Origin of the sequence: Suilimivivens aceti (assembly GCF_025567405.1) — a bacterium.
GTDB classification, from domain to species: Bacteria; Bacillota; Clostridia; order Lachnospirales; family Lachnospiraceae; genus Suilimivivens; species Suilimivivens aceti.
Window position 1 is genome coordinate 180991 of the sequence record NZ_JAOQKJ010000006.1, and the last position, 25759, is coordinate 206749.

24 protein-coding genes are annotated in these 25759 nt (G+C 48.3%); all 24 read left to right on the forward strand.

Going from position 1 to position 25759, the window contains the following annotated elements:
* Positions 1–125: 125 nt before the first annotated feature.
* Positions 126–425, forward strand: coding sequence for a metal-sensing transcriptional repressor (locus tag OCV77_RS08810; RefSeq protein ID WP_118798199.1), 300 nt, complete (start codon positions 126–128; stop codon positions 423–425).
* Between the two features lie 49 nt (positions 426–474).
* Complete coding sequence (locus tag OCV77_RS08815) at positions 475–3039, forward strand: heavy metal translocating P-type ATPase (RefSeq protein ID WP_262574679.1); 2565 nt, start codon at positions 475–477, stop codon at positions 3037–3039.
* Between the two features lie 124 nt (positions 3040–3163).
* The gene (locus OCV77_RS08820; RefSeq protein ID WP_262574681.1) at positions 3164–3382 is read left to right on the forward strand and encodes a cation transporter; all 219 of its coding nucleotides are present in this window, start codon (positions 3164–3166) and stop codon (positions 3380–3382) included.
* A gap of 16 nt (positions 3383–3398) precedes the next feature.
* Positions 3399–5267 (forward strand): heavy metal translocating P-type ATPase, encoded by a 1869-nt coding sequence (locus tag OCV77_RS08825; RefSeq protein WP_262574683.1) that lies wholly within the window; start codon positions 3399–3401, stop codon positions 5265–5267.
* Between the two features lie 40 nt (positions 5268–5307).
* A complete protein-coding gene (locus OCV77_RS08830) occupies positions 5308–5664 on the forward strand; it encodes an ArsR/SmtB family transcription factor (protein WP_118798203.1) in 357 nt (118 codons plus the stop codon).
* Positions 5665–5769: 105 nt separating this feature from the next.
* Positions 5770–7371: an ABC transporter substrate-binding protein gene (locus OCV77_RS08835; RefSeq protein WP_262574685.1), complete on the forward strand. Its 1602-nt coding sequence runs from the start codon at positions 5770–5772 to the stop codon at positions 7369–7371.
* Positions 7372–7418: 47 nt separating this feature from the next.
* Complete coding sequence (locus tag OCV77_RS08840) at positions 7419–8438, forward strand: FecCD family ABC transporter permease (RefSeq protein ID WP_262574687.1); 1020 nt, start codon at positions 7419–7421, stop codon at positions 8436–8438.
* 56 nt (positions 8439–8494) lie between these two features.
* Positions 8495–9280 (forward strand): ABC transporter ATP-binding protein, encoded by a 786-nt coding sequence (locus OCV77_RS08845; RefSeq protein WP_262574689.1) that lies wholly within the window; start codon positions 8495–8497, stop codon positions 9278–9280.
* Between the two features lie 182 nt (positions 9281–9462).
* Entirely contained in the window at positions 9463–11472 is a 2010-nt protein-coding gene (locus OCV77_RS08850; RefSeq protein WP_118798206.1) for a helicase-related protein, read from the forward strand.
* Complete coding sequence (locus OCV77_RS08855; RefSeq protein WP_262574690.1) at positions 11438–12271, forward strand: MBL fold metallo-hydrolase; 834 nt, start codon at positions 11438–11440, stop codon at positions 12269–12271. Before OCV77_RS08850 ends, OCV77_RS08855 begins: the two co-directional genes overlap by 35 nt.
* Positions 12272–12346: 75 nt before the next feature.
* Positions 12347–12541 (forward strand): hypothetical protein, encoded by a 195-nt coding sequence (locus tag OCV77_RS08860; protein ID WP_262574692.1) that lies wholly within the window; start codon positions 12347–12349, stop codon positions 12539–12541.
* Between the two features lie 587 nt (positions 12542–13128).
* The gene (locus OCV77_RS08865; RefSeq protein ID WP_118798210.1) at positions 13129–13452 is read left to right on the forward strand and encodes a PadR family transcriptional regulator; all 324 of its coding nucleotides are present in this window, start codon (positions 13129–13131) and stop codon (positions 13450–13452) included.
* On the forward strand, positions 13445–13990 hold the full coding sequence (locus tag OCV77_RS08870) for a DUF2812 domain-containing protein (protein WP_262574693.1): 546 nt from the start codon (positions 13445–13447) through the stop codon (positions 13988–13990). The genes OCV77_RS08865 and OCV77_RS08870 overlap by 8 nt, the downstream gene beginning before the upstream one ends.
* A gap of 125 nt (positions 13991–14115) precedes the next feature.
* Entirely contained in the window at positions 14116–15315 is a 1200-nt protein-coding gene (gene cbiD, locus OCV77_RS08875; RefSeq protein ID WP_262574694.1) for a cobalt-precorrin-5B (C(1))-methyltransferase CbiD, read from the forward strand.
* Positions 15312–16121, forward strand: coding sequence for a precorrin-4 C(11)-methyltransferase (gene cobM / locus OCV77_RS08880; protein WP_262574695.1), 810 nt, complete (start codon positions 15312–15314; stop codon positions 16119–16121). The genes cbiD and cobM overlap by 4 nt, the downstream gene beginning before the upstream one ends.
* Positions 16093–17169: a cobalt-precorrin 5A hydrolase gene (locus tag OCV77_RS08885; protein WP_262574696.1), complete on the forward strand. Its 1077-nt coding sequence runs from the start codon at positions 16093–16095 to the stop codon at positions 17167–17169. The genes cobM and OCV77_RS08885 overlap by 29 nt, the downstream gene beginning before the upstream one ends.
* Positions 17166–17918, forward strand: coding sequence for a precorrin-3B C(17)-methyltransferase (gene cobJ / locus OCV77_RS08890; protein ID WP_262574697.1), 753 nt, complete (start codon positions 17166–17168; stop codon positions 17916–17918). The genes OCV77_RS08885 and cobJ overlap by 4 nt, the downstream gene beginning before the upstream one ends.
* The gene (gene cobK / locus OCV77_RS08895) at positions 17915–19960 is read left to right on the forward strand and encodes a precorrin-6A reductase (RefSeq protein WP_262574699.1); all 2046 of its coding nucleotides are present in this window, start codon (positions 17915–17917) and stop codon (positions 19958–19960) included. Before cobJ ends, cobK begins: the two co-directional genes overlap by 4 nt.
* Positions 19957–22365 carry a cobyrinate a,c-diamide synthase gene (locus tag OCV77_RS08900; RefSeq protein ID WP_262574700.1) on the forward strand — a complete coding sequence of 803 codons (2409 nt, stop codon included), beginning with the start codon at positions 19957–19959 and terminating at the stop codon, positions 22363–22365. The genes cobK and OCV77_RS08900 overlap by 4 nt, the downstream gene beginning before the upstream one ends.
* Positions 22366–22398: 33 nt before the next feature.
* Positions 22399–22947 (forward strand): bifunctional adenosylcobinamide kinase/adenosylcobinamide-phosphate guanylyltransferase, encoded by a 549-nt coding sequence (locus OCV77_RS08905; RefSeq protein ID WP_262574701.1) that lies wholly within the window; start codon positions 22399–22401, stop codon positions 22945–22947.
* 54 nt (positions 22948–23001) lie between these two features.
* Complete coding sequence (locus tag OCV77_RS08910; protein ID WP_262574703.1) at positions 23002–23769, forward strand: adenosylcobinamide-GDP ribazoletransferase; 768 nt, start codon at positions 23002–23004, stop codon at positions 23767–23769.
* Positions 23770–23791: 22 nt separating this feature from the next.
* Positions 23792–24118, forward strand: a complete 327-nt coding sequence (locus OCV77_RS08915) for a bifunctional adenosylcobinamide kinase/adenosylcobinamide-phosphate guanylyltransferase (RefSeq protein ID WP_262574705.1) — start codon at positions 23792–23794, stop codon at positions 24116–24118.
* Positions 24115–24714 carry a histidine phosphatase family protein gene (locus tag OCV77_RS08920; RefSeq protein WP_262574706.1) on the forward strand — a complete coding sequence of 200 codons (600 nt, stop codon included), beginning with the start codon at positions 24115–24117 and terminating at the stop codon, positions 24712–24714. Before OCV77_RS08915 ends, OCV77_RS08920 begins: the two co-directional genes overlap by 4 nt.
* The gene (gene cbiB, locus OCV77_RS08925; protein ID WP_331488825.1) at positions 24711–25733 is read left to right on the forward strand and encodes an adenosylcobinamide-phosphate synthase CbiB; all 1023 of its coding nucleotides are present in this window, start codon (positions 24711–24713) and stop codon (positions 25731–25733) included. Before OCV77_RS08920 ends, cbiB begins: the two co-directional genes overlap by 4 nt.
* The last annotated feature ends 26 nt before the right edge of the window (positions 25734–25759 follow it).

A 25759-nucleotide genomic window follows, 5' to 3' on the forward strand; every position in this document is an offset into this window, starting at 1 on the left:
GACAAACAGGAGATACTCTTTCGGAGACGGAGGAGTATCTTTTTTGCTATTGAGAAAATATGAACTTGCAATATACCCCATAGGGGTATATAATAAGCTCAAATCAGGGAAGTGAGGAATAGAAAATGGAAGAAGCATGCTGCTGTCATAAAACAAAGAAAAGAGATCCGGAGGAATATAAGGATCTGATCCATCGCCTGAACCGGATCGAGGGACAGATCAGGGGGATTAAGGGCATGATAGAAAGAGATGCCTATTGTACAGATATTCTGACACAGGTAGCGGCAGTAAGTGCTGCATTGAACAGCTTTAATAAGGTTTTGCTGGAAAATCACATGAAAACCTGCGTTGTGAGAGATATTAAGGAAGGAAAAGAAGAAACAGTAGATGAACTGATGAAGATCCTTCAGAAGCTGATGAAGTAGAAGTCTTAGAAGTACAAGCACTAAATTTGAAGAGAGGAGTTATGAGAAAATGAAACAATATACAGTAACAGGGATGAGCTGTGCCGCCTGCAGTGCCAGAGTGGAGAAGGCAGTTTCCAAAGTAGACGGTGTCAGTGCCTGCTCCGTCAGTCTCCTGACAAACTCCATGGGCGTTGAGGGAGATGCAGACAGTGCGTCGGTCATCCGGGCAGTTGAGGAAGCAGGATACGGGGCAGCCCTGAAGGAAGCTGACAGAGAGGCAGGACACAATGCTGAAAGCATCATGGAGCAGGAAAAGGCACTGGAAGATAAGGAGACACCGAAGCTGAAAAAGAGGCTGTTTTCATCTATTGGCTTTCTGATCGTACTGATGTATTTTTCCATGGGACATATGATGTTTGGCTGGCCTCTGCCGGCATTCTTTGAAGGAAATCATGTGGCTATGGGACTGGTACAGCTTTTGCTGACCATTATGATCATGGTGATCAACCAGAAATTTTTTATCAGCGGCTTTAAGAGTCTTTTTCACAGAGCACCGAATATGGACACGCTGGTTGCCATGGGAAGCAGCGCTGCCTTCCTGTACAGCACCTATGCACTGTTTGCCATGACAGATGCGCAGGTGAAGGGTGATATGACCGGTGTCATGAAGTATATGGATGAGTTTTATTTTGAATCTGCAGCCATGATCCTGACACTGATCACAGTAGGAAAGATGCTGGAAGCGCATTCCAAGGGAAAGACTACAGATGCACTGAAGGGTCTGATGAAGCTGGCTCCCCAGAAAGCAGTTCTGCTTATCGGGGGAGAAGAGAAGGAGGTTCCCGTTGATCAGGTGAAAAAAGGAGATCTTTTCCTGGTAAAGCCTGGAGAGAATATACCTGTGGATGGTATTGTAGTGAGGGGAAGCAGCGCTGTCAATGAGGCAGCTCTTACCGGAGAAAGCATCCCGGTGGACAAGGCAGAAGGCGACGAGGTATCTGCAGCTACTATTAATCAGTCCGGTGTTCTTACCTGTGAGGCAGTCAGAGTAGGGGAGGATACAGCTCTTTCCAGGATCATCCAGATGGTCAGCGATGCAGCTGCTACCAAGGCACCGATCGCCAGGATAGCGGATAAGGTCTCTGGTATTTTTGTGCCGGCAGTGATCGTCATTGCTGCTGTCACTTTCCTGGTATGGATCCTGGCAGGGCAGAGCTTTGGATATGCACTTGCAAGAGCCATTTCTGTACTGGTGATCAGCTGTCCCTGTGCCCTTGGACTGGCAACGCCTGTAGCGATCATGGTAGGTAACGGTATGGGTGCCAGAAACGGCATTTTATTTAAGACAGCAGCTTCTCTGGAAGAAACCGGCAAGACAGAAATCGTGGTACTGGATAAGACAGGAACCATTACTAAGGGTGAACCCAGAGTGACCGATATACTGCCGGCAGAAGGTGTGCCAGAGGAACGCCTGCTTACACTTGCTTATTCCCTCGAGAAGAACAGTGAGCATCCGTTGGCAGGAGCAGTCATAGCATACGCTGAGGAAAAGCAGCTGAGAGCAGAAGAAGTAACAGGGTTTCAGGCGCTTCCCGGGAACGGTCTTCTTGGAAGGGGCAGAGATGGACTTCTGACTGGAGGAAGCTTTGCCTATATCAGCAGCAAAATTCCTCTTTCAGCAGATACAGAGGAAAAGGTAAAGCAGCTTGCAGGAGAGGGAAAGACACCTCTGCTGTTTGGCCTTGATAACCAGTTCCTTGGTATGATCGCTGTTGCAGATGTGGTCAAAGAGGACAGCATGGAAGCAGTGAAGGAGCTGACAGATATGGGAATCCGTGTGATCATGCTGACCGGTGATAATGAAAGAACTGCCAGGGCAGTAGCTGCAAGGGCCGGTATTACGGAGGTGATCGCAGGAGTACTGCCGGATGGCAAGGAACAGGTAGTCCGTTCCCTGAAGGAAGAAGGCAGGGTAGCCATGGCAGGTGATGGTATCAATGATGCGCCGGCACTGACGAGGGCGGATGTTGGGATTGCCATTGGTGCCGGAACTGATGTTGCCATTGATGCCGCAGATGTGGTGCTGATGAAGAGCAGCCTGAAGGATATTCCGGCGGCTGTGCGTTTGAGCCGGGCAACTCTCAGAAATATCCATGAGAACCTGTTCTGGGCATTTATTTACAATATTATTGGAATCCCACTGGCAGCAGGCGTATGGATCCCGCTGTTCCACTGGCAGTTAAATCCCATGTTCGGAGCGGCAGCCATGAGTCTTTCCAGCTTCTGCGTGGTAACCAATGCCCTGCGGCTGAACCTTTTTAAGGTTTATGACAGCAGCCATGACGGGAAGCAGAAGGGCAGAAGACAGGCAGCAGAAGAAAGCATAAAAAATAAAAATATAAAGAAAGAAGAGGGTAATGAAATGAAGAAAACAATGAAGATCGAAGGCATGATGTGTGGACACTGCGAGGCAGCTGTAAAGAAGGCACTGGAAGCAGTAGAGGGTGTGGAGAGTGCACTGGTAAGCCATGAGAAGGGCAGTGCAGAAGTGACACTGACAAAAGAGGTTGCGGATGATGTGCTGAAAAAGGCAGTGGAAGATAAGGATTATAAGGTAACAGCGATCGACTGACACTACTGCAGAAGTTATTGAAAATGAAAATTCCTATTGACATCACCATCAGCAGTGGTATAATACAATCAAACATATGAATAATTGTTCATATGAAACAACTTTAAAGAAAGAGGATGAGAACATGAAAAAGACTTATAAAATTGATGTTGATTGTGCAAACTGTGCTAATAAGATGGAAGAGGCAGCTAAGAACACTGCAGGTATTAAGGATGCTACTGTTAACTTTATGACATTAAAGATGATCGTTGAATTTGAGGATGGCGCCGAACCTGCTGCAGTTATGAAGGATGTATTAAAGAACTGTAAGAAGGTAGAGGACGACTGCGAGATCTTTTTATAGAGAAAAGAGGAAGCATATGAATAAGAAACAGAAAAAGGTATTGATTCGGATTATTGTGGCAGTTGCGTTACTGATTATACTGTCATTTGTACCTGCAGAGGGATGGCTGCAGCTTGCACTGTATATGATCCCCTATCTGGTGATCGGATATGACATCCTGAAAAAGGCTGTCAAGGGGATCATGAATCGTCAGGTATTTGATGAGAATTTCCTGATGGCAGTTGCTACAGTGGGAGCAATCGCACTTGGTGATTATAAGGAAGGCGTTGCCGTTATGCTGTTCTATCAGATCGGTGAGCTGTTCCAGAGCTATGCGGTAGGTAAGAGCCGCAGAAATATCAGTGAGCTGATGGATATCCGTCCGGACTATGCCAATATAGAGAAGGATGGAGAAGTCGTACAGGTAGATCCCGATGAAGTGGCGATCGGAACGATAATCCTGGTAAAGCCGGGAGAAAAGATCCCGATAGATGGTATTGTTACAGAAGGAACCTCCAGTCTGAATACCAGCGCACTGACAGGAGAGAGCCTCCCTAGAAATGCAAAGGAAGGTGATGAGGTCATCAGTGGCTGTATCAACATGACCGGTCTTTTGAAGATTAAGACAACCAGGGAATTTGGAGAGTCCACCGTTTCCAAGATCCTGGAGCTAGTAGAAAATTCCAGCTCCAGAAAATCAAGATCCGAGAATTTCATTTCCAAATTTGCAAGGGTATATACACCGGCTGTCTGCTACGGCGCAGTAGCACTGGCACTGATCCCGCCCATTGTCAGAATGGTATTTATGGGACTGCCGGCTGACTTTGGCACATGGATCTACAGAGCGCTGACCTTCCTTGTTATCAGCTGTCCCTGTGCTCTTGTGATCAGTATTCCTTTGAGCTTCTTTGCCGGAATCGGCGGAGCAAGTAAGGAAGGTGTCCTTGTGAAGGGCTCCAATTATCTGGAGACACTTTCACAGACAAAATACGTAGTATTTGACAAGACAGGAACGATGACACAGGGTGTCTTTGAAGTCAGTGGTATTTTTCCGGCAGCACTCTCAAAGGAAGAGCTGATCGAGTGTGCTGCCTGTGCAGAAAGCTATTCCAGCCATCCGATCAGCAAGAGCCTGCAGAAGGCTTATGGCAAAGAGATTGATAAGAACCGTGTAACAGAAGTAACAGAGGTCAGTGGCAAGGGCGTGACAGCTAAAGTAGATGGCAGGCTGGTGGCAGCCGGTAACGGCAGGCTCATGGATCAGCTTGGAATTCCCTATACAGTATGCGATCAGGCAGGAACCCTTGTTTATGTGGCAGTTGATGGTACTTTTGCAGGATGTATTGTGATTTCCGATCTGTTAAAGCCTCATGCAAAGGAAGCTATTGATGCACTGAAAAGGGCAGGTGTAACAAGGACGGTCATGTTGACAGGAGATACGAAGCGGGCAGCGGATTCTGTAGCGGCTGAGCTTGGCATTCATGAAGTGTGCAGCGAGCTGCTTCCGGCTGATAAGGTAGCAAAGGTGGAAGAGCTGCTTGCGAAGAAGAGCGAGAAGGAAAAGCTGGCCTTCGTAGGAGATGGCATCAATGACGCACCGGTGCTTTCCAGAGCGGATATCGGAATTGCCATGGGGGCTCTTGGTTCAGATGCAGCGATTGAGGCAGCAGATATCGTTCTGATGGATGATGACCCGCTGAAGATCGCCAAGGCAATTAAAATTTCCAGAAAATGTATTCGTATTGTTTATGAGAACATTTATTTTGCAATCGGTATCAAGGTGATCTGCCTGATCCTGGGTGCACTTGGTATCGCCAATATGTGGGCAGCTATTTTCGCAGATGTAGGAGTTATGGTAATTGCTGTACTGAATGCGATCCGTGCCCTGTTTGTAAAGAAGCTGTAGGCTGGTTCGTAGTAAAAGAGGATGAAGGAGGCGAGGCGCTATGGCAGAAATAGAATGCTGTGATACTGTAGAGGTTCATGAGGATCTGCTGAAAATTGTAAAAGAAACCATGCCGGATGAAAAAGAACTGAATGATCTGGCAGATCTGTTCAAGATTTTTGGGGATTATACCCGTATCCGTATTCTGTTTGTTCTTTTTGAAGCAGAGGTATGTGTCTGTGATCTGGCACAGGCGCTTGATATGACACAGTCGGCTATTTCCCATCAGCTCAAGATCCTGAAGCAGAGCAGACTGGTAAAGAGCAGACGGGAAGGCAAATCGATCTTTTACTCTCTGGCAGATGAGCATGTAGAAACGATCATCGGCAAGGGAAGAGAGCATATTGAAGAGGACTGAAGAGGTCATGTTTATAATCAGGCTGCAGGAGAAAGCTATCTCCTGTGGTCTTTTTTTATAAAATATGATAAACTGCTTGCAGTTGAAAGGAAATGAAGGCAGAAAATGAATAGATTAATGAAAACAAAATGGAAGCAATTGGGAATATTGGCACTCTGCACCGTATTGCTGTTTACAAGTGCCTGTGACAGGACAGGGCAGAAAGAAACAGAACAGAACAGTGAAGCAGAAAGTCAGGGCAGCAGCGGGGATCAGGACAGAGCTCAGGCGCTGGCAGATGGCAAATATGAGATAGAAGTGACACTTTCTGGTGGAAGCGGCAGAGCCACGGTGGATTCACCCTGTGAGCTTACCGTTTCCGGAGGGCAGATGACAGCCAGGATTGAGTGGAGCAGTCCAAACTATGATTATATGCTGGTGGATGGAGAAAAATATCTGCCGGTCAATACAGAGGGAAACTCGGTATTTGAGATCCCGGTCGCTGTACTTGATGAGGAAATCCCGGTAGCTGCTGACACGACGGCCATGAGTAAGCCCCATGAAGTGGAATATACGCTGATGTTCCATAGTGCTGCAGAGGGTGAAGCAGTTCAAAGTGAAAGCAGCCTGGAAGAAAATAAAACGGAGGGATCAGATGTCCTTTTGGGTAGTCCTCAGATCAGCAGTGAACTCACCTATACAGGCAGTATTCCCCTTACCTATGCAAAGGAATTCCGGGTGGATGAATATGCGGGGGGCTATCGGCTTCTTACGACCCGCAATGAGAAACGGATACTTCTGATCCCGGAAGAGGGGAAAGCTCCAGATGATCTTCCAGAGGATGTACAGGTATTACAGCAGCCGGTGACAGATATTTATATTGCAGCCTCCGCTGTGATGGATTTCTTTGCAGGTCTTTATGATGACCTGTCCTGTATACGGTATTCATCCCTGACTGAAGAAAGCTGGGGAATTGAAGAAGCAAAGGAGGCCATGGAAGAAGGAAGGATAAAGTATGCGGGGAAATACAGCGCACCGGATTATGAACAGCTTCTTTCAGGAGGCTGCGGGCTTGCGGTGGAGAACACGATGATCTTTCATTCGCCGGAGATCAAAGAGCAGCTGGAGGCTCTTGGCATACCGGTAATGATCGATTATTCCAGCTACGAGACGCATCCGCTTGGAAGAGTGGAGTGGGTGAAGCTTTATGGGGCACTGCTTGCCAGGGAAGAAGAGGCGGAAGCTATTTTTGAAGAACAGGAAGAGATACTGAAGCGTGTGACGGAAGAAATATCGGCACAGGCAGAGCCTTCTACGGTGGCGTTCTTCTATATCAATGCATCCGGTGGCGTGAATGTGAGGAGACCCACAGATTATGTGCCGGAAATGATAGCACTTGCCGGTGGCAGCTATATCCCGGAAAGTACAGGGAAGGATAGTGATGGAAGAGCCAGCGTCAATATGCAGATGGAAGCCTTTTACCAGCAGGCAAAGGATGCAGATTATCTGATCTACAACAGCACGATTGAAGGAGAGGTACATTCCCTGCAGGAGCTGTGTGATAAGGATGAGGTACTGAAGGATTTTAAGGCAGTGAAAGAAGGACGGGTATTCTGTACCACAGGGGATCTGTATCAAAGGTCGCTGTCAGCTGGTGTTTTCATTGAGGACGTGCATAAAATGCTGACGGGAAAAAAGGATCTGCGGTTTATGTACCCACTTTCGTGAAAGCTGTGAAGGAGAGGGCAGGAATATCAGGAGGGAATCATAAAAAAATGGGAGAAAAAAGGCAAGAAAGACGATATGGGACTGCTTTTGTGGTATTGGCTGTGCTGCTAATGATCCTTTTCATATGTAATATCTGTATTGGAAGTGTGCCGGTTTCTGTTCTGGAGGTGAAAAGCTATTTTCTTGGGGGGAACGTTCCGGAGGTAACAGCAGGAATCATTGGCAAGATCAGACTGCCAAGGGCACTGGCAGCGATGCTTCTTGGCGGGGCACTTGCACTGTCAGGATACCTTTTGCAGAGCTTTTTCAGAAATCCGATCGCAGGACCCTTTGTGCTTGGTATTTCCTCCGGAGCCAAGCTGGCAGTAGCGGTGCTGATGATCCTTTCTTTAAGGAGAGCAATGCAATTAAGCTCACTGATGATGATCACTGCAGCTTTTGTGGGGGCTATTCTGTCCATGGTCTTTGTGCTTGCCATGTCAAAGCGTGTGAATAAGATGTCAGCACTGATCGTCAGTGGTGTGATGATCGGTTATATCTGTTCGGCAATTACAGATTTTATCGTGACATTTGCAGAGGATTCCCAGATCGTGAACCTGCATAACTGGTCCAGAGGGAGCTTTTCGGGGATCAATATGGGAAATGTACAGGTAATGGCGGTTGTAGTGTTCAGTAGTTTTTTGCTTGTTTTTTTTCTGGCAAAGCCGATCAGTGCCTATGAGATATCAGAGGTGACGGCAAAGAGCCTTGGTGTCAATGTCCCTTTTCTGAAGATAAGTCTTGTGATCCTGTCGAGCATTTTATCGGCCTGCGTGGTTGCCTTTGCTGGACCGGTTTCCTTTGTAGGTGTGGCAACACCACATCTGGTGAAGAGGCTGCTTGGATCATCAAAGCCTATCCTGATGATACCGGCCTGTTTCCTTGGCGGGGCAGTATTCTGTCTGCTTTCAGATCTGATCGCCCGCATGGTCTTTTCACCTACGGAGCTGAGTATCAGCACAGTGACAGCAGTATTTGGGGCACCGGTGGTACTGATCGTGATGGCAAAGCGGCGTAAGGATGTGTAATGCCGGACAGGTGATGGAAGAACAGCCGGTGTGGCAGAAGGGTGTGAGGAGCAGGTATGGAGCAGAATTATGAATTCAAACTGGATAAGCTGACAGTCGGCTATGAGGGAAAGCCGCTGATACGGGATATCACGTTATCTCTGGAAAAGGGAAGGATCCTGACGTTGATCGGTCCAAATGGTGCCGGTAAATCCACAATACTGAAAAGTATCGCAAGACAGCTGGCTGCTCTTGGCGGCAGGATGTATTTTGGAGAAAAGGATCTTGCAGCCTGCAGCAGGGAGGAACTGGCCAGAACGATGGCAGTCGTCCTGACAGACAGGCTTCATACAGAACTGATGACATGCCGGGATGTGGTGGCATTTGGAAGATATCCCTATACAGGGCGTTTCGGACTTCTTTCGGCGGAGGATAAAGAAAAGATAGAAAGCGCCATGGAACTTGTCCATGTGCAGGAGCTTTCAGAAAAAGATTACGGAAGGATCAGTGACGGACAGAGGCAGAGAGTGCTTCTGGCCAGGGCGATCTGTCAGGAGCCGGAGCTTCTTATATTGGATGAACCGACTTCCTATCTGGATATTAAATATAAGCTTGAATTTTTGTCGATCCTTTTAAAGCTGCAGAAGGAGAAAGGTCTGACTGTGATCATGTCGCTGCATGAGCTTGAGCTGGTATCACAGGTATCCGACAGGATTCTTTGCGTAAGGGGGGAATATGCAGACCGGTACGGGACACCGGAGGAGATCCTTCAGGAGGAGTATATCTGTGGGCTGTTTGGGATTCCAAAGGAGCTGCAAAGGAGTGACCTTGGAAAAGAAATCCTTTCCTCTATTCTTATTTAAAATGAGTGATCATGACAGACAGGCACTGGAGAAGACAGGGCTTTTATAGGTGTTTATAGGCGGATAACCAGGCTTTTCTTGCATTGTTAGCGGCATAATGTTACAATAAAAAGTGGATTTTTGACAGGAAAGGATCCACAGATAAACAAGGAGCAAATGCCGGTAAACGGATACAACAAAGAATGGATAAAGCGAAATTTACAGACAGATATTGCAGGGCATACGGAAGATATGCCGTTTCACTGAAAAAGACGGGAAAGCAGGATAAGCTTCAGAAGAAGGTTACAACAGCCTGTCAGAATATCAGGGACGGCAAGGTTCTGAAGATGCCCTCTTTGTATGCCCATATAGCAGTATTATATGCCATAGCACTGCAGACGGATGATCAGTCAATGCTGAAGAAGATCAAGGATGCCGTCCGCACATTGGCCAAGCAGGACTATAATTATATCCAGAACAGACAGCTTGAGGATGATTTTTGCGAATACATGCTGTCGAAGCCATCATTTCTGACAAAGGGAACGGCTCTTCCAGACAAGTACCAGAGCTACAGGCAGGGACTGATGAAGCGTCAGATCGCTGAGATGGTAACAACGGAGCCAACCATGGAGTATCCGCAGGCACGGCAGATGCAGAGACATTTTATCCTGCATATCGGGCCGACCAATTCCGGTAAGACCCATGATGCCCTGCAGATGCTGATGAGGGCAGAGCATGGGACGTATCTGTCACCATTGCGTCTTCTGGCATTGGAGGTCTATGATCTGATGGCAGAAAATCAGGTAAACTGCACGATGGTTACGGGAGAAGAAACCCTTTATGTGGAAAACAGCACGGTAACATCACAGACAATAGAAATGCTGGCAATGGATGATGAATATGATGTGGCAGTGATTGATGAGGCTCAGATGATCGAGGATGATTTCAGGGGAAGTAACTGGGTCAAGGCGATCCTTGGGATCCGGTGTCCGCTGATCCATGTCTGTGCCAGCCAGGATGCGGAAATGATCCTGAAAAGGATCATAGAAAAATGTAATGATACCTATGAAGTGGTTTATCATGAAAGAAAAACAGAGCTGGTGCTGGAATCACAGCCGGTATCCCTGAAGGAAAAGCTGGCAGAGGATATCAAGGAAGGGGATGCCATTATCATGTTCAGCAAGCGTGCAGTACTTGACATGGCAGCCAGACTGGAGCTTTCCGGGATCAGTGCAAGTGTTATCTATGGGCATCTTCCGCCGGAGATCCGAAAGAAGGAAGTACGTAAATTCCTTTCCGGGGAGACTCGTGTTGTGGTTTCCACAGATGCGATCGGAATGGGATTAAATCTGCCGATCCGGAGAATTGTTTTTGGTGAGACCGTCAAATTTGACGGAAATGAAAGAAGAGTACTGAAGCAGCAGGAGATCCTGCAGATCGCAGGAAGAGCGGGCAGATTTGGTAAATATGAAAAAGGATACGTGACAGCAGGGGATGAAGAGGGACTGCTTCTGATTGACAGCGCCCTGAAGGAGCCGCTGAAGGATATTGCATATGCCAGGCTTGGCTTTCCAAAGGTGCTGCTTTCCCTGGATCATCCACTGGATGAGCTGCTGAGGACATGGGAGAGCATTCCGGCAGGCTTTCCGTACAAGAAGATCGATGTATCTGAAATGCTGGAGCTTTATCGTATCCTGAAGAAAAACAGCAGAGATTTCATGTATCTGCCGGAGGGCGATAATAAAGAAGTGATCTTTGACATGATATCCTGCCCGCTTGATATTAAGTCAAGCGCCATTGTCAACAAGTGGTGTCAGTACTGTATGGACTATACAGCGGATGTTTCACTTACCTTTCCACTGTTCAGCGCAAGGCTTGGAAGCAATCTTCTGGAAAGCTATGAAATCTATTACCGCATGCTGGATCTTTATCACAATTTTTCCATCCGTATGGGAAAGATCGTGGATGAGGAAAGACTGAAGGAAGAACGGGACCGGACAGATGAGAGGATCACGGGGATTCTGGCCGGCAGCAAGAAATCCTATATTAAGCGATGCAGGGTGTGCGGAAAGGTACTTCAGCTGGATGACCGATTTGGCATATGTAATGAATGCTATGAGGAAGAGAAACGGCGGGCGGCAGAAAATCCAGTGAAGAGACCGTCAGGAAGAGGACAGCATGGAGGACATCGGAAAAGACACAGAAGGCATTAGGATCACGTGGCTTGGGACAGCAGCCTTGAAGCTTGAAAATAAAGAGGGAACTGTGCTGATCGATCCTTTCGTGGAGATGGACGGGGCAGAAAATCAGAATGACAAAGAAGATTTCCTTTCTGGAGATGCCATATTGATCACGCATGGTCATCTGGATCATTTATCACTGGTGCCGGTATTGGAAGGTATTCGGAGAATGCCTGTTTACTGTACAGCGACACCGGAGCAGACATTATACAGGCATGGAATAGAAGCCTCACTGGTTCACAGGATCAGTCCGGGAGACCGGTTTATGGTCTGTGGATTTACCGTCCGGGTAGATACCGGTGTGCATATTCATTTTGACAGAAAGCTGGTAAGAAAAAAGCTTTTGTCTGCCAGAGTATTCCGGTATCGCAGGAATTTGAAGAGGATCCTGAGGCTGCATCTTCAGTACCCGGAGCACAGGGAGACGGTTCTGTATGAATTATCCTGGCAGGATATAAGGATCCAGGTCATGGGAAGCCTTGGACTTTCTGAAAATGAGGATTATCAGGAAGGAGCAGATCTGCTCTGCCTTCCCTATCAGGGAAGCAGTACGCTGGAGGCGCATGCCAGAAAGGTATTACAGAGGCTTAAACCAAAGGCAGTGCTGCTGACACATTTTGATGATGCCTATCCCCCGGTTTCTGATACTGTGGAAACGGAGGGGCTTAAGGAAATGATGCAGAGAGAATTCAGGGAAATCAGATTTATCATTCCTGATGCGGGAAAACAGATACTGCTGCCCCGGAAAATGGGTAGTACTGATTGCGTATAGACAATCAGAAACAGCTTTTATATAATAAACCAATAGTATAATTTGGGGAATATATATGAAGAAAAAAGACTGTTTTTGTACGGAATATTGTTTTTTCTTTTATCTGTCTGCGTCTGCATGAGAGGAAATAACGGGGAAAAAGAGGAACTGCCAAAGATCGTGATCGGTGGTTCCCTTTATGCACCCTATTTTTACAGGGATGTGAGTGGATCCTATGCAGGGATCGATGCAGAACTTGCGGCAGAAGCCTGCAGGAGGATCGGATATTAGCCTGTATTTACAGAAGTGGATCTTCCGGAAAGAAACAAACTTCTGAGAGAGGGGACAATAGACTGTATCTGGTGCTGTTTTACCATGGATGGAAGGGAAGAAGAGTATCAGTGGGCATGACCCTATCTTTATACCAGACGTGTCTTTGTTGTAAAGAAAGACAGCGATATCAGAGAGCTTTCCGATCTTGCGGGAAAGACGATCGCACTTCAGGCGGGATCCATAGCGGGTGTCAGGATCCTCGTGGTTGAGGATAATGAACTGAATATGGAAATTGCAGAATATATGTTTACAGAGAGGGGTGCTGTTGTAGAAAAGGCGGCAGCGGTGATCGCACAGTATGTCAGAAAAAATGAAGAATAAATCAGGGAACAGCTTTCTGAAAGAGAGGGCTGTTCTTTTTTTACTTTTGGATGCCACTTTTTTGTGTCATGAAAAATAGTGTTGACAACATATATCGAGGTGTGATATATAATATATATCGAATCACGATATATCTAATTGCGATGTATCCAAACGTGATATATCGAATTGAAATGCACAGGGAAGAATCAGTATTACCTGTGCTAAAAGAAAAGAGGAGAAAGATGGAGGATCGAATCAGAAAGATTTACTGTCCCATGACAGAAACCGGATTTTATATTCTGTACTGCCTGCAGAGACCGCAGCATGGTTACGGGATCGGGCAGCAGGTGAAGGTGATGACCGGAAATCAGGTTGTTATCAGTCCAGGAACCATGTATGGCACACTTTCCAAGATGGAGGGGGACGGGCTGATCCGGTTTGATCATGAGGAAGAGAAGCGGAAGCTGTACTGTATGACACCGCTTGGAGAAGAGGTACTGGAAACAGAAAAGAAAAGGATCAGACGATTATACCAGAACAGTCAGGGGGAAGAATATCATGAGTAATACAAAGACATTTACAAGGATTTTTACTATAGCAGATTATGAAGAGGAAGAAAACTGGTTAAGGGAGCAGAGCAGAAAGGGACTTCACCTGCAGAAGATGATCCAGCCATTTATTTATATTTTTGAGGTGGGGAAGCCGGAGGAGATGATCTACCGTCTGGATTATAGAAATGCAAAAGGTGATCAGGACTATGCGCAGATGTTTGCCGACTATGGATGGGAATGCTGTGGTAAATGCTTTGGCTGGATCTATTTCAGGAAGCCTGCCAGTGTTGTGACCTGTGAGGAAGAGGGAGAGCTTTTTTCAGACAATGAATCCAGGCTTTCCATGGTGCAGCACGTGATTCAGACCAGGATGCTTCCGCTGCTTGTCGTTTTCCTGTGCATACTGATCCCGCAGTGGACAAACGTCATGAACAGTCCGGATGAGATCACGCTGGAGGTGATATTCAGTATATTGATGCTCCTGTATGTGATCCTGATCCTGCATTGTGGAAGAAAGCTGTACAGTCTCAGGAAGAAACTGAAAAAATTCTGAGAAGCACTGAAGGAGAAAACGGAAACAAAAGAGCGCAGGTTTTCAAAATCATAATAGACGCAGAAAATAAGCAGTGGTACACTGAATGTAATACAAACGGAAGGACAGAGCTGATGGAGCTTTATGTGACGAAGAATCAAAAAAAACTCCGGTGTGGAATTACAACAGGTACCTGCTGCACAGCAGCAGCACTGGCTTCGGCCAGGCTGCTTTTTTGTGTATGTGGAAATAAAGAGAACGGGCAGGAGGAAGCTGTGAACTTAAGACTGCCGGGAGGCAGTCAGATGCAGGTGCCGGTTTTTATGTCAGAAAGGACAGATAATTTCGCAGAATATTATGTGGTCAAGGACAGCGGGGACGATCCGGATGTGACTAACCATGCAAAGATCTATGCGGGAGTAAGGATCCTTCCGGATGAAACAGAACCGCAGAAAGACTGGTTCTGTGACGAGGAAAGAAAAGGTCTGTATCTGACAGGGGAAGAGGGGATCGGAAGAGTCACAAGAGAAGGACTTCCTGAGAAAACAGGACAGGCAGCGATCAATCCGGTGCCAAGGAAGATGATCTTTGGAGCAGTGAGGGAAGTACTGAAGCTGGCTGATGTGTCAGAAAGGGTGCTGATCACTGTGCGGATTCCAGGTGGTGAGGAACTGGCAGAGCGGACCTTTAACAGAAAGCTGGGGATCGTCGGAGGCTTGTCTGTTCTTGGAACGACAGGGATACTGGAGCCTATGAGCGAAAAAGCGATCGTGGATACCATTGAGACGGAGATCAGACAGAGGGCTGCAGCCGGAGAAAAGAATCTTCTGCTTACACCCGGAAATTACGGCAGGGGGTATGTCAGTGAATATCTGCAGCTTGACATGGACAGCAGTGTGAAGTGCAGCAATTATATAGGAGAAACCATTGATCTGGCGGTCAGCTATGGTATGGAGAGGATCCTGCTTGTGGGAAATATCGGCAAGCTGGTTAAGCTGGCGGCAGGGATCATGAATACCCATTCCAAGGTGGCAGATGGCAGAAGAGAGATCATGGCATTATACACCTTTCTGGCAGGGGGCTCCAGGGAACTTGCAGAGAAGATCATGTCCTGTATTAATACAGAGGAAATGATACCGCTTCTTGAAAAAGCGGGGCTCAGGGAAGCAGTGATGGAAAAACTGCAGGAAGCAATTGACAGTTATGTCAGACACAGAGGCGGCTCTAAGGTGACGATCGCTGTAATGCTGTTTTCAGAGCATTTCGGATTTCTGACACAGACGAAGGAAACAGCAGAGCTTCTGCCTTATTTTACAGGCAGGAATGAGAGAAAGGATGAAACATGATTTATTTTGTAGGTGCAGGACCGGGAAGTGAGGATTTGATCACGGTAAGGGGGCAGCGGTATCTGACAGAGGCAGATATTGTGATCTATGCAGGATCACTGGTCAACCCGGCGCTTTTGAAAAATACCAAAGAAGACTGCCAGATCTACAACAGTGCATATATGACTCTTCCTGAGGTGATTAAGGTAATGGAGGAGGGAGAAAAGGCAGGAAAAATGACAGTCAGGTTACATACAGGGGATTCCAGCCTGTATGGCGCTGTCAGGGAGCAGATGGAAGAGCTGCAAAGGAGAAATATAGCCTGGGAGGTGTGCCCGGGAGTCAGCTCCTTTTGCGGGGCGGCAGCAGCACTTTCCCTGGAATATACGCTTCCCGGGATATCCCAGAGTGTGATCATCACACGCTCGGAGGGAAGGACTGCTGTTCCGGAGAAAGAGAGCCTTCGAAGCCTTGCAGCCCATCAGGCTACCATGGTGCTGTTTTTATCATCAGGACTGGCAGAAGAGGTAAGCCGGGAGCTGATCGGTGGTGGATATGCGCCGGATACTCCGGCAGCAGTTGTATATAAAGCAACCTGGCCGGAGGAAAGGAAATTTGTTACCACACTTTCTTTGCTTCCGGAGAAGATGAAAGAAGAGGGCATTTCAAGGACAGCGCTGATCATCGTGGGAAATGTGATAGACAGTGGCTTTGAAAGATCGAAGCTTTATGATCCTTGTTTTACTACCGGATATCGGAAGGGGATGGACACGCAGAATGCCGGAAAGGAGAAAGGCTATGAGAGCAGGAATGATTGCCTGCAGTGAAGCAGCATATGACCTGATGATCCTGGTCAGAGAAAGATGGCAGCAGAAGCATCCGGAGGATGAGCTGGAATATAAGGTGAAGTGCAGGGCACTTTCCTCCATTTCCATGGCTGAAACTGTGACAGAGCTGACAGGAAGCTGGTTCCCGGATAAGGATGCTATTCTTTTTTTCTGTGCCAGTGGAATTGCAGTACGCAGTATTGCACCCTTTCTCAGACATAAGGCGAAGGATCCGGCTATCCTTGTCATTGATGAAACCGGAAGGTTCTGTATTTCCCTTCTTTCAGGTCATCTTGGCGGAGCCAATACGCTGGCAGAGGAAATTTCCGGACTGATGGCAGATAAGGGGATGATCCCGGTGATCACTACAGCCACAGACCGGGAGGGATGCTTTTCTGTTGATGAATTTGCCAGAAGGAATGGCCTTGTCCTGACTGATTTCCAGTGCGCAAAGGAAATTTCAGCAGCGATCCTCCAGGGGGAGAAAATATTCTTTGAGTGCAGCTATCCTGTAGAAGGAGAAGTGCCGGAAGAGCTGATTCTTGAAAAAAGCAGGGGAAAAGAAAATGGTCTTGAAAGGGAAGAAAAGCGTATCCTGATCTCGGACAGGGTATACACAGCTGCCGGAGCTGCAAAGAAGGGATGCTGCCTGCAGCTATTGCCAAAGAATATTGTAGTTGGTATTGGCTGCAGAAAGGGAACTGATAAGGAAATGATCCGGCAGGCAGTCACTGCACATCTGCACAGTATCTGTCTTTCAGAGGAGGCAATTGCCGGTGTGGCAAGCATTGACCTGAAGCAGGAGGAAGAAGGGATCCTTGCCTTCTGCCGGGAAAAGCAGATTCCCTTTATGACCTATTCTGCAAAGCAGCTGCAGATTCAGATGGGCAGCTTTACTGCGTCAGATTTTGTAGAAAAGGTCACAGGTGTGGATAATGTCTGTGAACGCAGCGTAGTGGCATCAGGTGCAGCTCTCCTGTCAGGCAAACGGGCAGAGAATGGTGTGACCACAGCAGTAGGAGAATATCAGAGGAGTATCGTATTTTGAAGCAGATTTATGTAGTAGGCATCGGACCTGGAAAAGAAGAAGGCATGACGGCAGAGGCAAGGGACGTGATCTCTTCCTGTGAGGTGATTGTAGGGTATCAGAAATATATGGAGCTTATCCGTGCCTTATGTAAGGGAAAGGAAATCATTGTTACCGGAATGAGGCAGGAAAAGGAACGCTGTGAAAAGGCACTTCTTACTGCACAGGAGGGAAGGACGACAGCTATGGTCTGTAGCGGAGATGCCGGTGTATATGGTATGGCAGGTCTGCTTTATGAAATGGGAGAGGCATATCCAGGAGTGGAGATCCGTGTGGTTCCGGGTGTGACGGCTGCCCTTTCCGGTGCGGCAGTACTTGGTGCACCGCTGTCCCATGATTTTGCATTAATCAGCCTAAGTGATCTCCTGACGCCGTATGAGCTGATCGAGAAGAGACTGGCACTGGCGGCGCAGGCAGACTTTGTGATCTGCCTTTATAATCCTTCCAGCCATAACCGGCCGGATTATCTGAAAAAAGCCTGTGAGATCCTTCTTCGTTATAAAAGAGGGGAGACAGTCTGCGGCTATGTGAGAAACATTGGCAGAGAAGGAGAAGAAGCAGAGATCCTTTCCCTTCTGCAGCTCAGGGAGGCACAGGTAGATATGTTCACCACGGTGTTTATCGGGAACAGTACGACCAGAAGGATAGGAGATAAAATGGTAACCAAAAGAGGGTACAGGATCGAAAATCAGGAAGGAAACAGGGTATGAGACTTGTCATCTTTGGTGGGACAACAGAAGGAAGAGTGCTGGCGGAGAAGGCTGTGGCATTAAAGATACCGGTAATTGTCAGCGTATCCACAGAATACGGGGCAGAGCTTCTGAAGGAGAACGCTTTTCTTACGGTACATCAGGGCAATCTGACAGAGGAAGAAATGGAACAGCTTCTTCTTTCATGGCAGGCAGAGCTTTGTATGGATGCGACTCATCCCTATGCAGAGCTGGTGACAAAGAATGCCAGAAAGGCCTGTGAAAAGCTGGCTCTGCCCTATGTCAGGATCCTTCGAAAAGAGGAAGCCACGGATGCCGGGGAAGACAGAGTTTCTGTGAAAAGTGTGGAGGAGGCAGTTTCCTTCCTGCAGGAGACGGAAGGGAGGATTTTCATTGCTACAGGCAGTAAGGAACTGGAGAAATATACAAAGCTCCGGAACTTTAAGGAACGCTGCACGGCAAGGATCCTGCCCTCGGAGGAAGCCATTGCAAAGGCCGTTTCCCTTGGATTTTCAGGGAAACATCTGATCGCTATGCAGGGACCTTTTTCAGAAGAACTGAATGAAGCCATGCTGAAGAGTGCGGGAAGCAGGTACTTTGTGACGAAAAGCTCCGGAAAAGAAGGAGGCTTTGCAGAAAAATGCAGGGCGGCCAGGGCAGCCGGAGCAACCCTTATAGTGGTGGAAAGACCGGAGGCAGAATGCCCGGAAAAGAAGGAAGGGCAGAATGCAGAAAAGCAGACCATGACGCTTCAGGAGGCCTGCCAGCTTCTGGAAAGCGTGGCTTTTAAGGCGTCGGATGGGACTGTACCAGAAACAGACAGAGAAGTATATCTTATTGGCATGGGGCCTGGAAGAGCTTCTTTGCTGTCTGTGGAAACCCGTCAGGTGCTTGAGTCCTGTGAGGTGCTGATCGGATCCGGACGGATGCTTCAGGAGGCACATCAGGTGCTGGCGGAAGATAAGCCCTGCTTTATCAGTGTCCGGAAAGAGGAGATCGCAGCCTATCTTAAGGAACACAGCAGCATAAAAAGAGCAGCCGTTCTGTATTCCGGGGATGTGGGCTTTTCTTCCGGGGCAAAAGGCATGGAAGAGCTCCTTGCAGGGAGCTTCCGCGTAAGTCGTATTCCGGGTATTTCTTCTCCGGTCTATTTTCTGTCACTACTTGGACTATCGCTGGAGGAAGCAGCACTTGTAAGCTGTCATGGAAGGGAGCAGGAGCTGATTCCGATGCTTTTGGAAGGAAAGAAGGTTTGTGCTCTGCTCGGTGGCAGAAGCCAGCTTTCCGGGCTGTGCGAGAAGCTGGTTTTCTATGGACTTTCTGATGTAGGGATTACTGCAGGAGAGAGGCTTTCCTATCCAGAGGAGCGGATCAGGAGGGGGCGGCCAGAGGATTTTATCGGGAAGGAAACAGACAGTCTTACCATAGCTTTACTGGAAAGAACAGAGAGCGGTACAGACAGAAGAAGCCTTCCGGGACTTCCGGATGATTCTTTCAGCCGGGCAAAGGTGCCTATGACCAAGGAAGAGATCCGGGTATTGTCTTTAGCCAAATTAAACCTGAAAAGGGACAGCATCGTTTATGATATCGGAAGCGGAAGCGGCTCTGTGGGAATTGAGGCAGCACTTTTTGCCACGGAAGGAAAGGTATACGCTATAGAAAAGAAGGAAGAAGCGTATGCCCTTACCGGAGAGAATGCGAGAAAGCACAGGGCATCCAATCTTTTACAGATAAGGGGAGAGGCACCGGAGGCTTTACAGGAGCTGCCGGCACCGACCCATGTTTTTATCGGAGGCAGCAGCGGCAGACTGACTGAGATCGTAGAAGCAGTGCTGCAGAAGAATGACAGGGCAAGGATCGTGATAAATGCCATTACCCTGGAAACGCTGGAAATACTGCTGAAGCTGAAACGGGAAAATCCACGCTGCCGGAATATGGAGCTGCTCCAGGTGCAGGTTACAAGGGTAAAAGAGCTTTCCATTTATCATCTGACAGAAAGTGAAAATCCGGTATGGATCGCAGCATTTGGAGGAGAGAAATGAAAAAACAGGCAAGGATTCTGCTGGCTGCGCCAAAGAGCGGAAGCGGAAAAACATTATTTACCTGTGGATTGCTGGCACTGTGCAAAAAGAAACAGATCAAAGCGGCTGCCATGAAATGCGGCCCTGACTATATTGATCCCATGTTCCACAGGAAGGTGCTTAAAGTACCTTCCGGCAATCTGGACAGTTATTTTACCGATGAGGATACTCTGAGAGGGATCCTGACAGACAAAATGGAACAGAGTGACCTGACTGTGATCGAGGGAGTCATGGGCTTTTATGACGGACTTTCCGGGATCAGCGAAAAGGCCAGTACCTATGATGTGGCAAGGCTCACGAAGACGCCGGTGCTGCTTGTGGTGGATGGAAAGGGAGCCAGTGTTTCCCTGGCAGCACTGATCCGTGGAATAAGGGACTACCGGGAAGACAGTCACATAGCGGGTGTGCTTTTAAACAGGGTTTCTCCTGCTTATTATGAACGGATCAAAGCAGTGATCGAGAAGGAGTGTGAGCTGCCTGTCCTTGGCTATCTGCCGGAGCTGCCGGTGCTTTCTGTGCCGTCAAGGCATCTTGGACTGCTGCAGCCTGAGGAGCTTGCCGGATTTGATACCTGGATCACAGAGGTTAGGGATACATTGGAAAGGACGGTGGACCTCGAGGGGATCCTTGCTGTGGCAGAAACAGCACCGGAATTGCAGACAGGAGAAAGCGGATCACTGCCGGTGCTTTCCACCAAAGTCCGGATCGCACTGGCACAGGATGAAGCATTCAGCTTCTTTTATGAAGAGAACAGGAGGCTCCTTGAAAAAATGGGGGCAGAGGTCTGCCTGTTTTCTCCTATCCATGATCAGGAGCTGCCGGAGGAAACAGATGGTCTGATCCTGCCAGGAGGCTATCCGGAGCTGTATGCAGAGGCACTCTCTGAAAATCACTCCATGAGAAATCAGGTAAGAAAGGCCTGCGAAGGAAACATGCCGGTTCTTGCCGAATGCGGGGGCTTTCTTTACTTACAGAAAAACCTGACTTATGAAGGGAAAACCTTTGACATGACAGGGGTGCTTGATGGAGAAGGATTTCAGACGAAGAGCTCCGTAAGGTTTGGTTATCTGGATGCGGCAGCAGAAAAGCCGGGACTTCTTGGGGATGCAGGGGTATCGATCCGTGGACATGAATTCCATTATTTTGACTGCAGTAACAATGGGGATGGCTTTACGGCTAAAAAGCCGCTTTCAGACAGAAGCTATTCCTGTATGATATATACAGCACATATGGCAGCAGGATTCCCTCATTTTTATTATGAAAGCAATCCGGAGATGCTCTATAGCTTCCTTCGTGCCTGTGAAAGCTACCGGGCAGGGCGGCTTGCAAAGAAGCATCTGGACAGTATTGCAAAGCCCCTTGACAGTCTTGGACTTCTGGAGGATATGGTGGTGAAGCTGTGCAGGATCGGAAGATCCGAAAAGCCTTATCCACTGGAGAAAAGGGCACTTCTTGTGCTATGTGCGGATCATGGCGTTGTAGAGGAGGGGGTGACCCAGACTGACAGCAGCGTGACCAGAGTGGTGGCAGAAAATTTCGCGAAAGGAAATTCTACGGTAAACTATATGGCGGAGGTAGCCGGTGTGGATGTATATCCGGTAGATGCCGGCATGAAGGGGGAATACTACCGGGACAGAACCCTGAGAAGGGATGCAGTGGCAGACCGGAAGATCGCAGAGGGCACAGGAAACCTCACGAAGGAGGCCGCCATGACAGGAGAGCAGTGCAGAAGGGCACTGGAGGAAGGAAAGGCACTGGTAAAGGAGCTGAAGGAGAAGGGCTATACTATTCTTGCAGTAGGAGAAATGGGGATTGGAAATACCACGCCAACCAGTGTGCTTGCCGGGCTGTACCTGAATAAAGATGCAGGAGAGGTGACAGGAAAGGGAGCCGGTCTTTCCTGTGAAGGCTATGAGAGAAAGTGCCGGGCAGTAGAAAGGGCGCTCACAAGGATACGGGCAAAACACCATACGGATCCGCAGGAGCTGCTGGCAGAAGGAGGCGGTCTTGAGATCGCCATGATGGCTGGTGTATTTCTGGGAGCAGTGAAGGAGGAAATGCCGGTAGTGCTGGATGGTGCGATTTCCTGTGTTGCAGCGCTTGCGGCATACCGGATAGACTGCCGGGTGACGGATTATCTGCTGCCATCCCATATGTCAGGGGAAGGAACCGGAGCCATGGCGCTTTCTGCTCTTGGTCTGCAGGCTCCTGTCCGGGCCGGCATGCGGCTTGGGGAAGGAACCGGAGCGCTTACCCTGTTCCCGCTGCTTTCCATGGCCATGGAGGTCTATGAAAAGATGGGAACCTTTACCGACTATGAAATCAGAAGCTATGAACGGTTTCAGGAAGAAATACCGGAAGCCTGATGTGGGCTTAAATGAGGCAGTGAGGAGAGAAAGATGCTCAGACTGGTGACAGGCGGAAGTTGCAGCGGCAAAAGTGCTTTTGCAGAAAAGCTGGCAATAGAGGAAAAGAAAAAGCACCCGGCAGGCACTCTTTATTATGTGGCTACCATGGTACCCTATGATGAGGAATGCCAGGAACGGATCAGAAGACACCGCAGGATGCGGAAGGACAAGGACTTTGTGACAAGGGAATGCCATACGGATCTTTCCAGTCTGACAGCAGAGAAGGAGGATGTATTCCTGATCGAGTGTCTCTCAAATCTTCTGGCTAATGAGATGTATGAAAAGACAGGACGGCTGCAGGAAAAGAGCAGTGCACCTTCCTGTGTGGAAGAGGTGATCGCAGCACCGGTACGAAGGCTTGCCGGGCAATGTGCAGCTGTGATCGTGGTGACGAATGAGGTCTTTTCAGAGGGAATTGCATTTCCGCAGGAAACGGCGCTGTATCTGCAGCTCCTTGGAAAAAGCAACTGTCTGCTTGCCAGGGCGGCAGACAGTGTGACAGAGGTGATCTGTGGGATCCCTGTGGAACGGAAGAAATAAAAGGAAAACGGGATGAACCGGAAAACGGATAGACAGAAAACAGGAGGAAACATTTTGAAAGCACTTATTATGGCATTTTCCACATATTCCAGGATTCCCATGCCGAATGTGGAGTTTTCAGAAAAGAACCAGCGGGCAAGCCTCTGCTTTTTTCCGCTGATCGGTATTGTAATTGGACTTTGCCAGTGGCTGCTTATGCATTTCTTTTCCTTTCTGCCGGTGATCCTGCCACATACCGATCTGACCTTTCCCCTGATCCGGGCAGGCTTTATGTGTGCTCTGCCGGTTTTGGTCACAGGAGGGATCCATATGGACGGCTTCCTGGATACCGTGGATGCCAAAAGCTCTTTCAAAAGCAGGCAGGAGAGGCTGAAAATCCTGAAGGATCCTCATACAGGTGCCTTTGCTGTGATCTACAGCTCCCTGTATTTTATTATTTCCACGCTGCTGTACTTAAATATGACTGAGGCATCAGTTCTGCTGCTTCCTATGATCTATGGCATGGAGAGAGCCTTAAGTGCTCTGTCCCTTCTGATCTTCAGGAAAGCAAGGGAAGATGGCATGGCGGCTTCCTTTGCCGGCAGTGCAGGCGGTTACGTAAAATGGGTGCTGCTGGCAGAAGCAGTGCTGCTTGCGGTGCTGATGGTAGCTTACAGACCCCTTGCCGGCATATTTTGTGTTTTGACAGCGGCAGCCTGCTTCGTATATTACCGGGTGTCCTCTTATAAATGGTTCGGCGGGGTGACCGGGGATCTGGCGGGACACTTTCTGCAGCTCTGTGAGATCTGCATGCTGTTTATGGCAGTGTTATTTGGAATGTAAAAGACAGACAGGAGAAAAGCTGATGATATTTATTGTAGGTGGTGCCTTTCAGGGTAAGGGAGCCTTTGCAGAAACACATTTCAAGGGAAAGAAGATCGTGGTTCATTACGAGGAAACCATAAGGGAAGAACTGCTTTCCGGGAAGGATCCGCTGGCAGAGACAGAAGAATTTCTTAGAGAAAACAGGGATGCGGTGATCATCAGTGCAGAGGTAGGGTATGGACTGGTTCCCATAGATGCCTTTGAACGGAAATACCGGGAAGCTGTTGGCAGGGTAAACTGCTACCTGGCAGGAGAGGCAGAGCAGTTTTACCGTGTGGTCTGCGGTGAAGGAGAGAGACTGAAATGAGGGTATATCTGATCCGGCATGGTGTCACGAAGGGAAATCTGGAACACCGTTATGTGGGAAGTACAGAGGAAGTGCTCCTCCCGGAGGCGGATGAGCCACTGCTTTCCCTTAAGAAACGACTGGAAAAGGACGGATGCCGAAAACCGCATCTGCTGGTCAGTCCCATGCTCCGGTGCTGGCAGAGTGCAGAGATTCTGTTTCCTGGAGAAAAGCAGACTGTAGTAGAGGATTTCAGAGAATGTGACTTTGGCACCTTTGAATATAAGAATTATGAGGAGCTGAACGGAAAAGCGGATTACCAGCGATTTCTTGATTCCATGGGAGAAGCACCGTTCCCAGGAGGGGAAAGTAAAAAGGAATTTTCGAAAAGATGCAGCAGTGCGTTTGAAGGAGAGCTCCGGAAGCTTATGTCTGAGGAGGCAGAAGCGGTCTTTGTGGTGCATGGGGGAACGATCATGGCGGTTCTTGACAGATTTTCAGAACCACACAGGGATTATTATGACTGGCAGATCGGGAATGCAGAAGGCTTCCGGGCAGAGGTGACGGAAGAAGTGGGATCCGGAAGGATCAGGCTGAAGGAGATCAGAAGAATATGACAGTATGGCAGCATATAATGGCAGAGAGAATGATGATCCTGACAGCAGGACTTTTGCTGGATGCACTGTTTGGAGATCCGGTCTGGCTGTACCATCCGGTGCGGATGATCGGGAAGCTGATCACCGGGCTTGAATGGCTCCTTGACAGACTGTTTCGTATATCCGGAGAAAGGGAAGCAGATCAGAAAAGGAAGCTGTTTGCCGGAGGACTGCTTGTGCTTGGTACGGTAGTTTTTTCTGTAGCGGTTCCGGCAGGGATCCTGTATCTTGCAGACCATATCCATCATGGACTGTATCTGCTTCTTTCCTGCTTTTTCTGCTATCAGCTTCTGGCAATGAGATCCCTGAAGGCAGAAAGCATGAAGGTATACACGGCGCTTTTACAGGAAGGACTTGCTGCGGGCAGAAAAGCAGTTTCCATGATCGTAGGGAGAGATACAGAGGCTCTTACAGAAGAGGGGGTCATAAAGGCCACAGTGGAAACCATAGCAGAGAATACGTCAGATGGTGTGATCGCGCCTCTTCTTTATATGACATTGCTTGGCGTTCCCGGCGGATTCTTTTATAAAGCAGTCAATACTATGGATTCCATGGTGGGATATAAAAATGACAGATATTTATATTTCGGGAGAGCAGCAGCAAGACTGGATGATCTTCTGAATTATATTCCGGCGAGACTGGCAGCCCTGTTCATGATAGCCGCTGCTTTTCTGCTCCGTATGGATGCAAAGGGAGCAGTACATGTCTGGAAGCGTGACAGGCGGAAGCATAAAAGTCCAAACTCAGCCCAGACAGAAAGCGTCTGTGCAGGTGCCCTGCAGGTACAGCTTGCAGGAAATGCCTATTACTTTGGAAGGCTGTATGAAAAGCCTTTTATCGGAGATCCCATCCGGAGGATCGAACGGGAGGATATCAGACGGGCGGGGAAGCTGCTTGTTATGACAACAGTGCTTTTTTATCTCTGCTGCATGGCCTGTCTGTTTCTCTACATGGCTTTACATGGAAAGGTGATCCTGTGAATGTGGAAGAGCAAAGGAAGAAAATG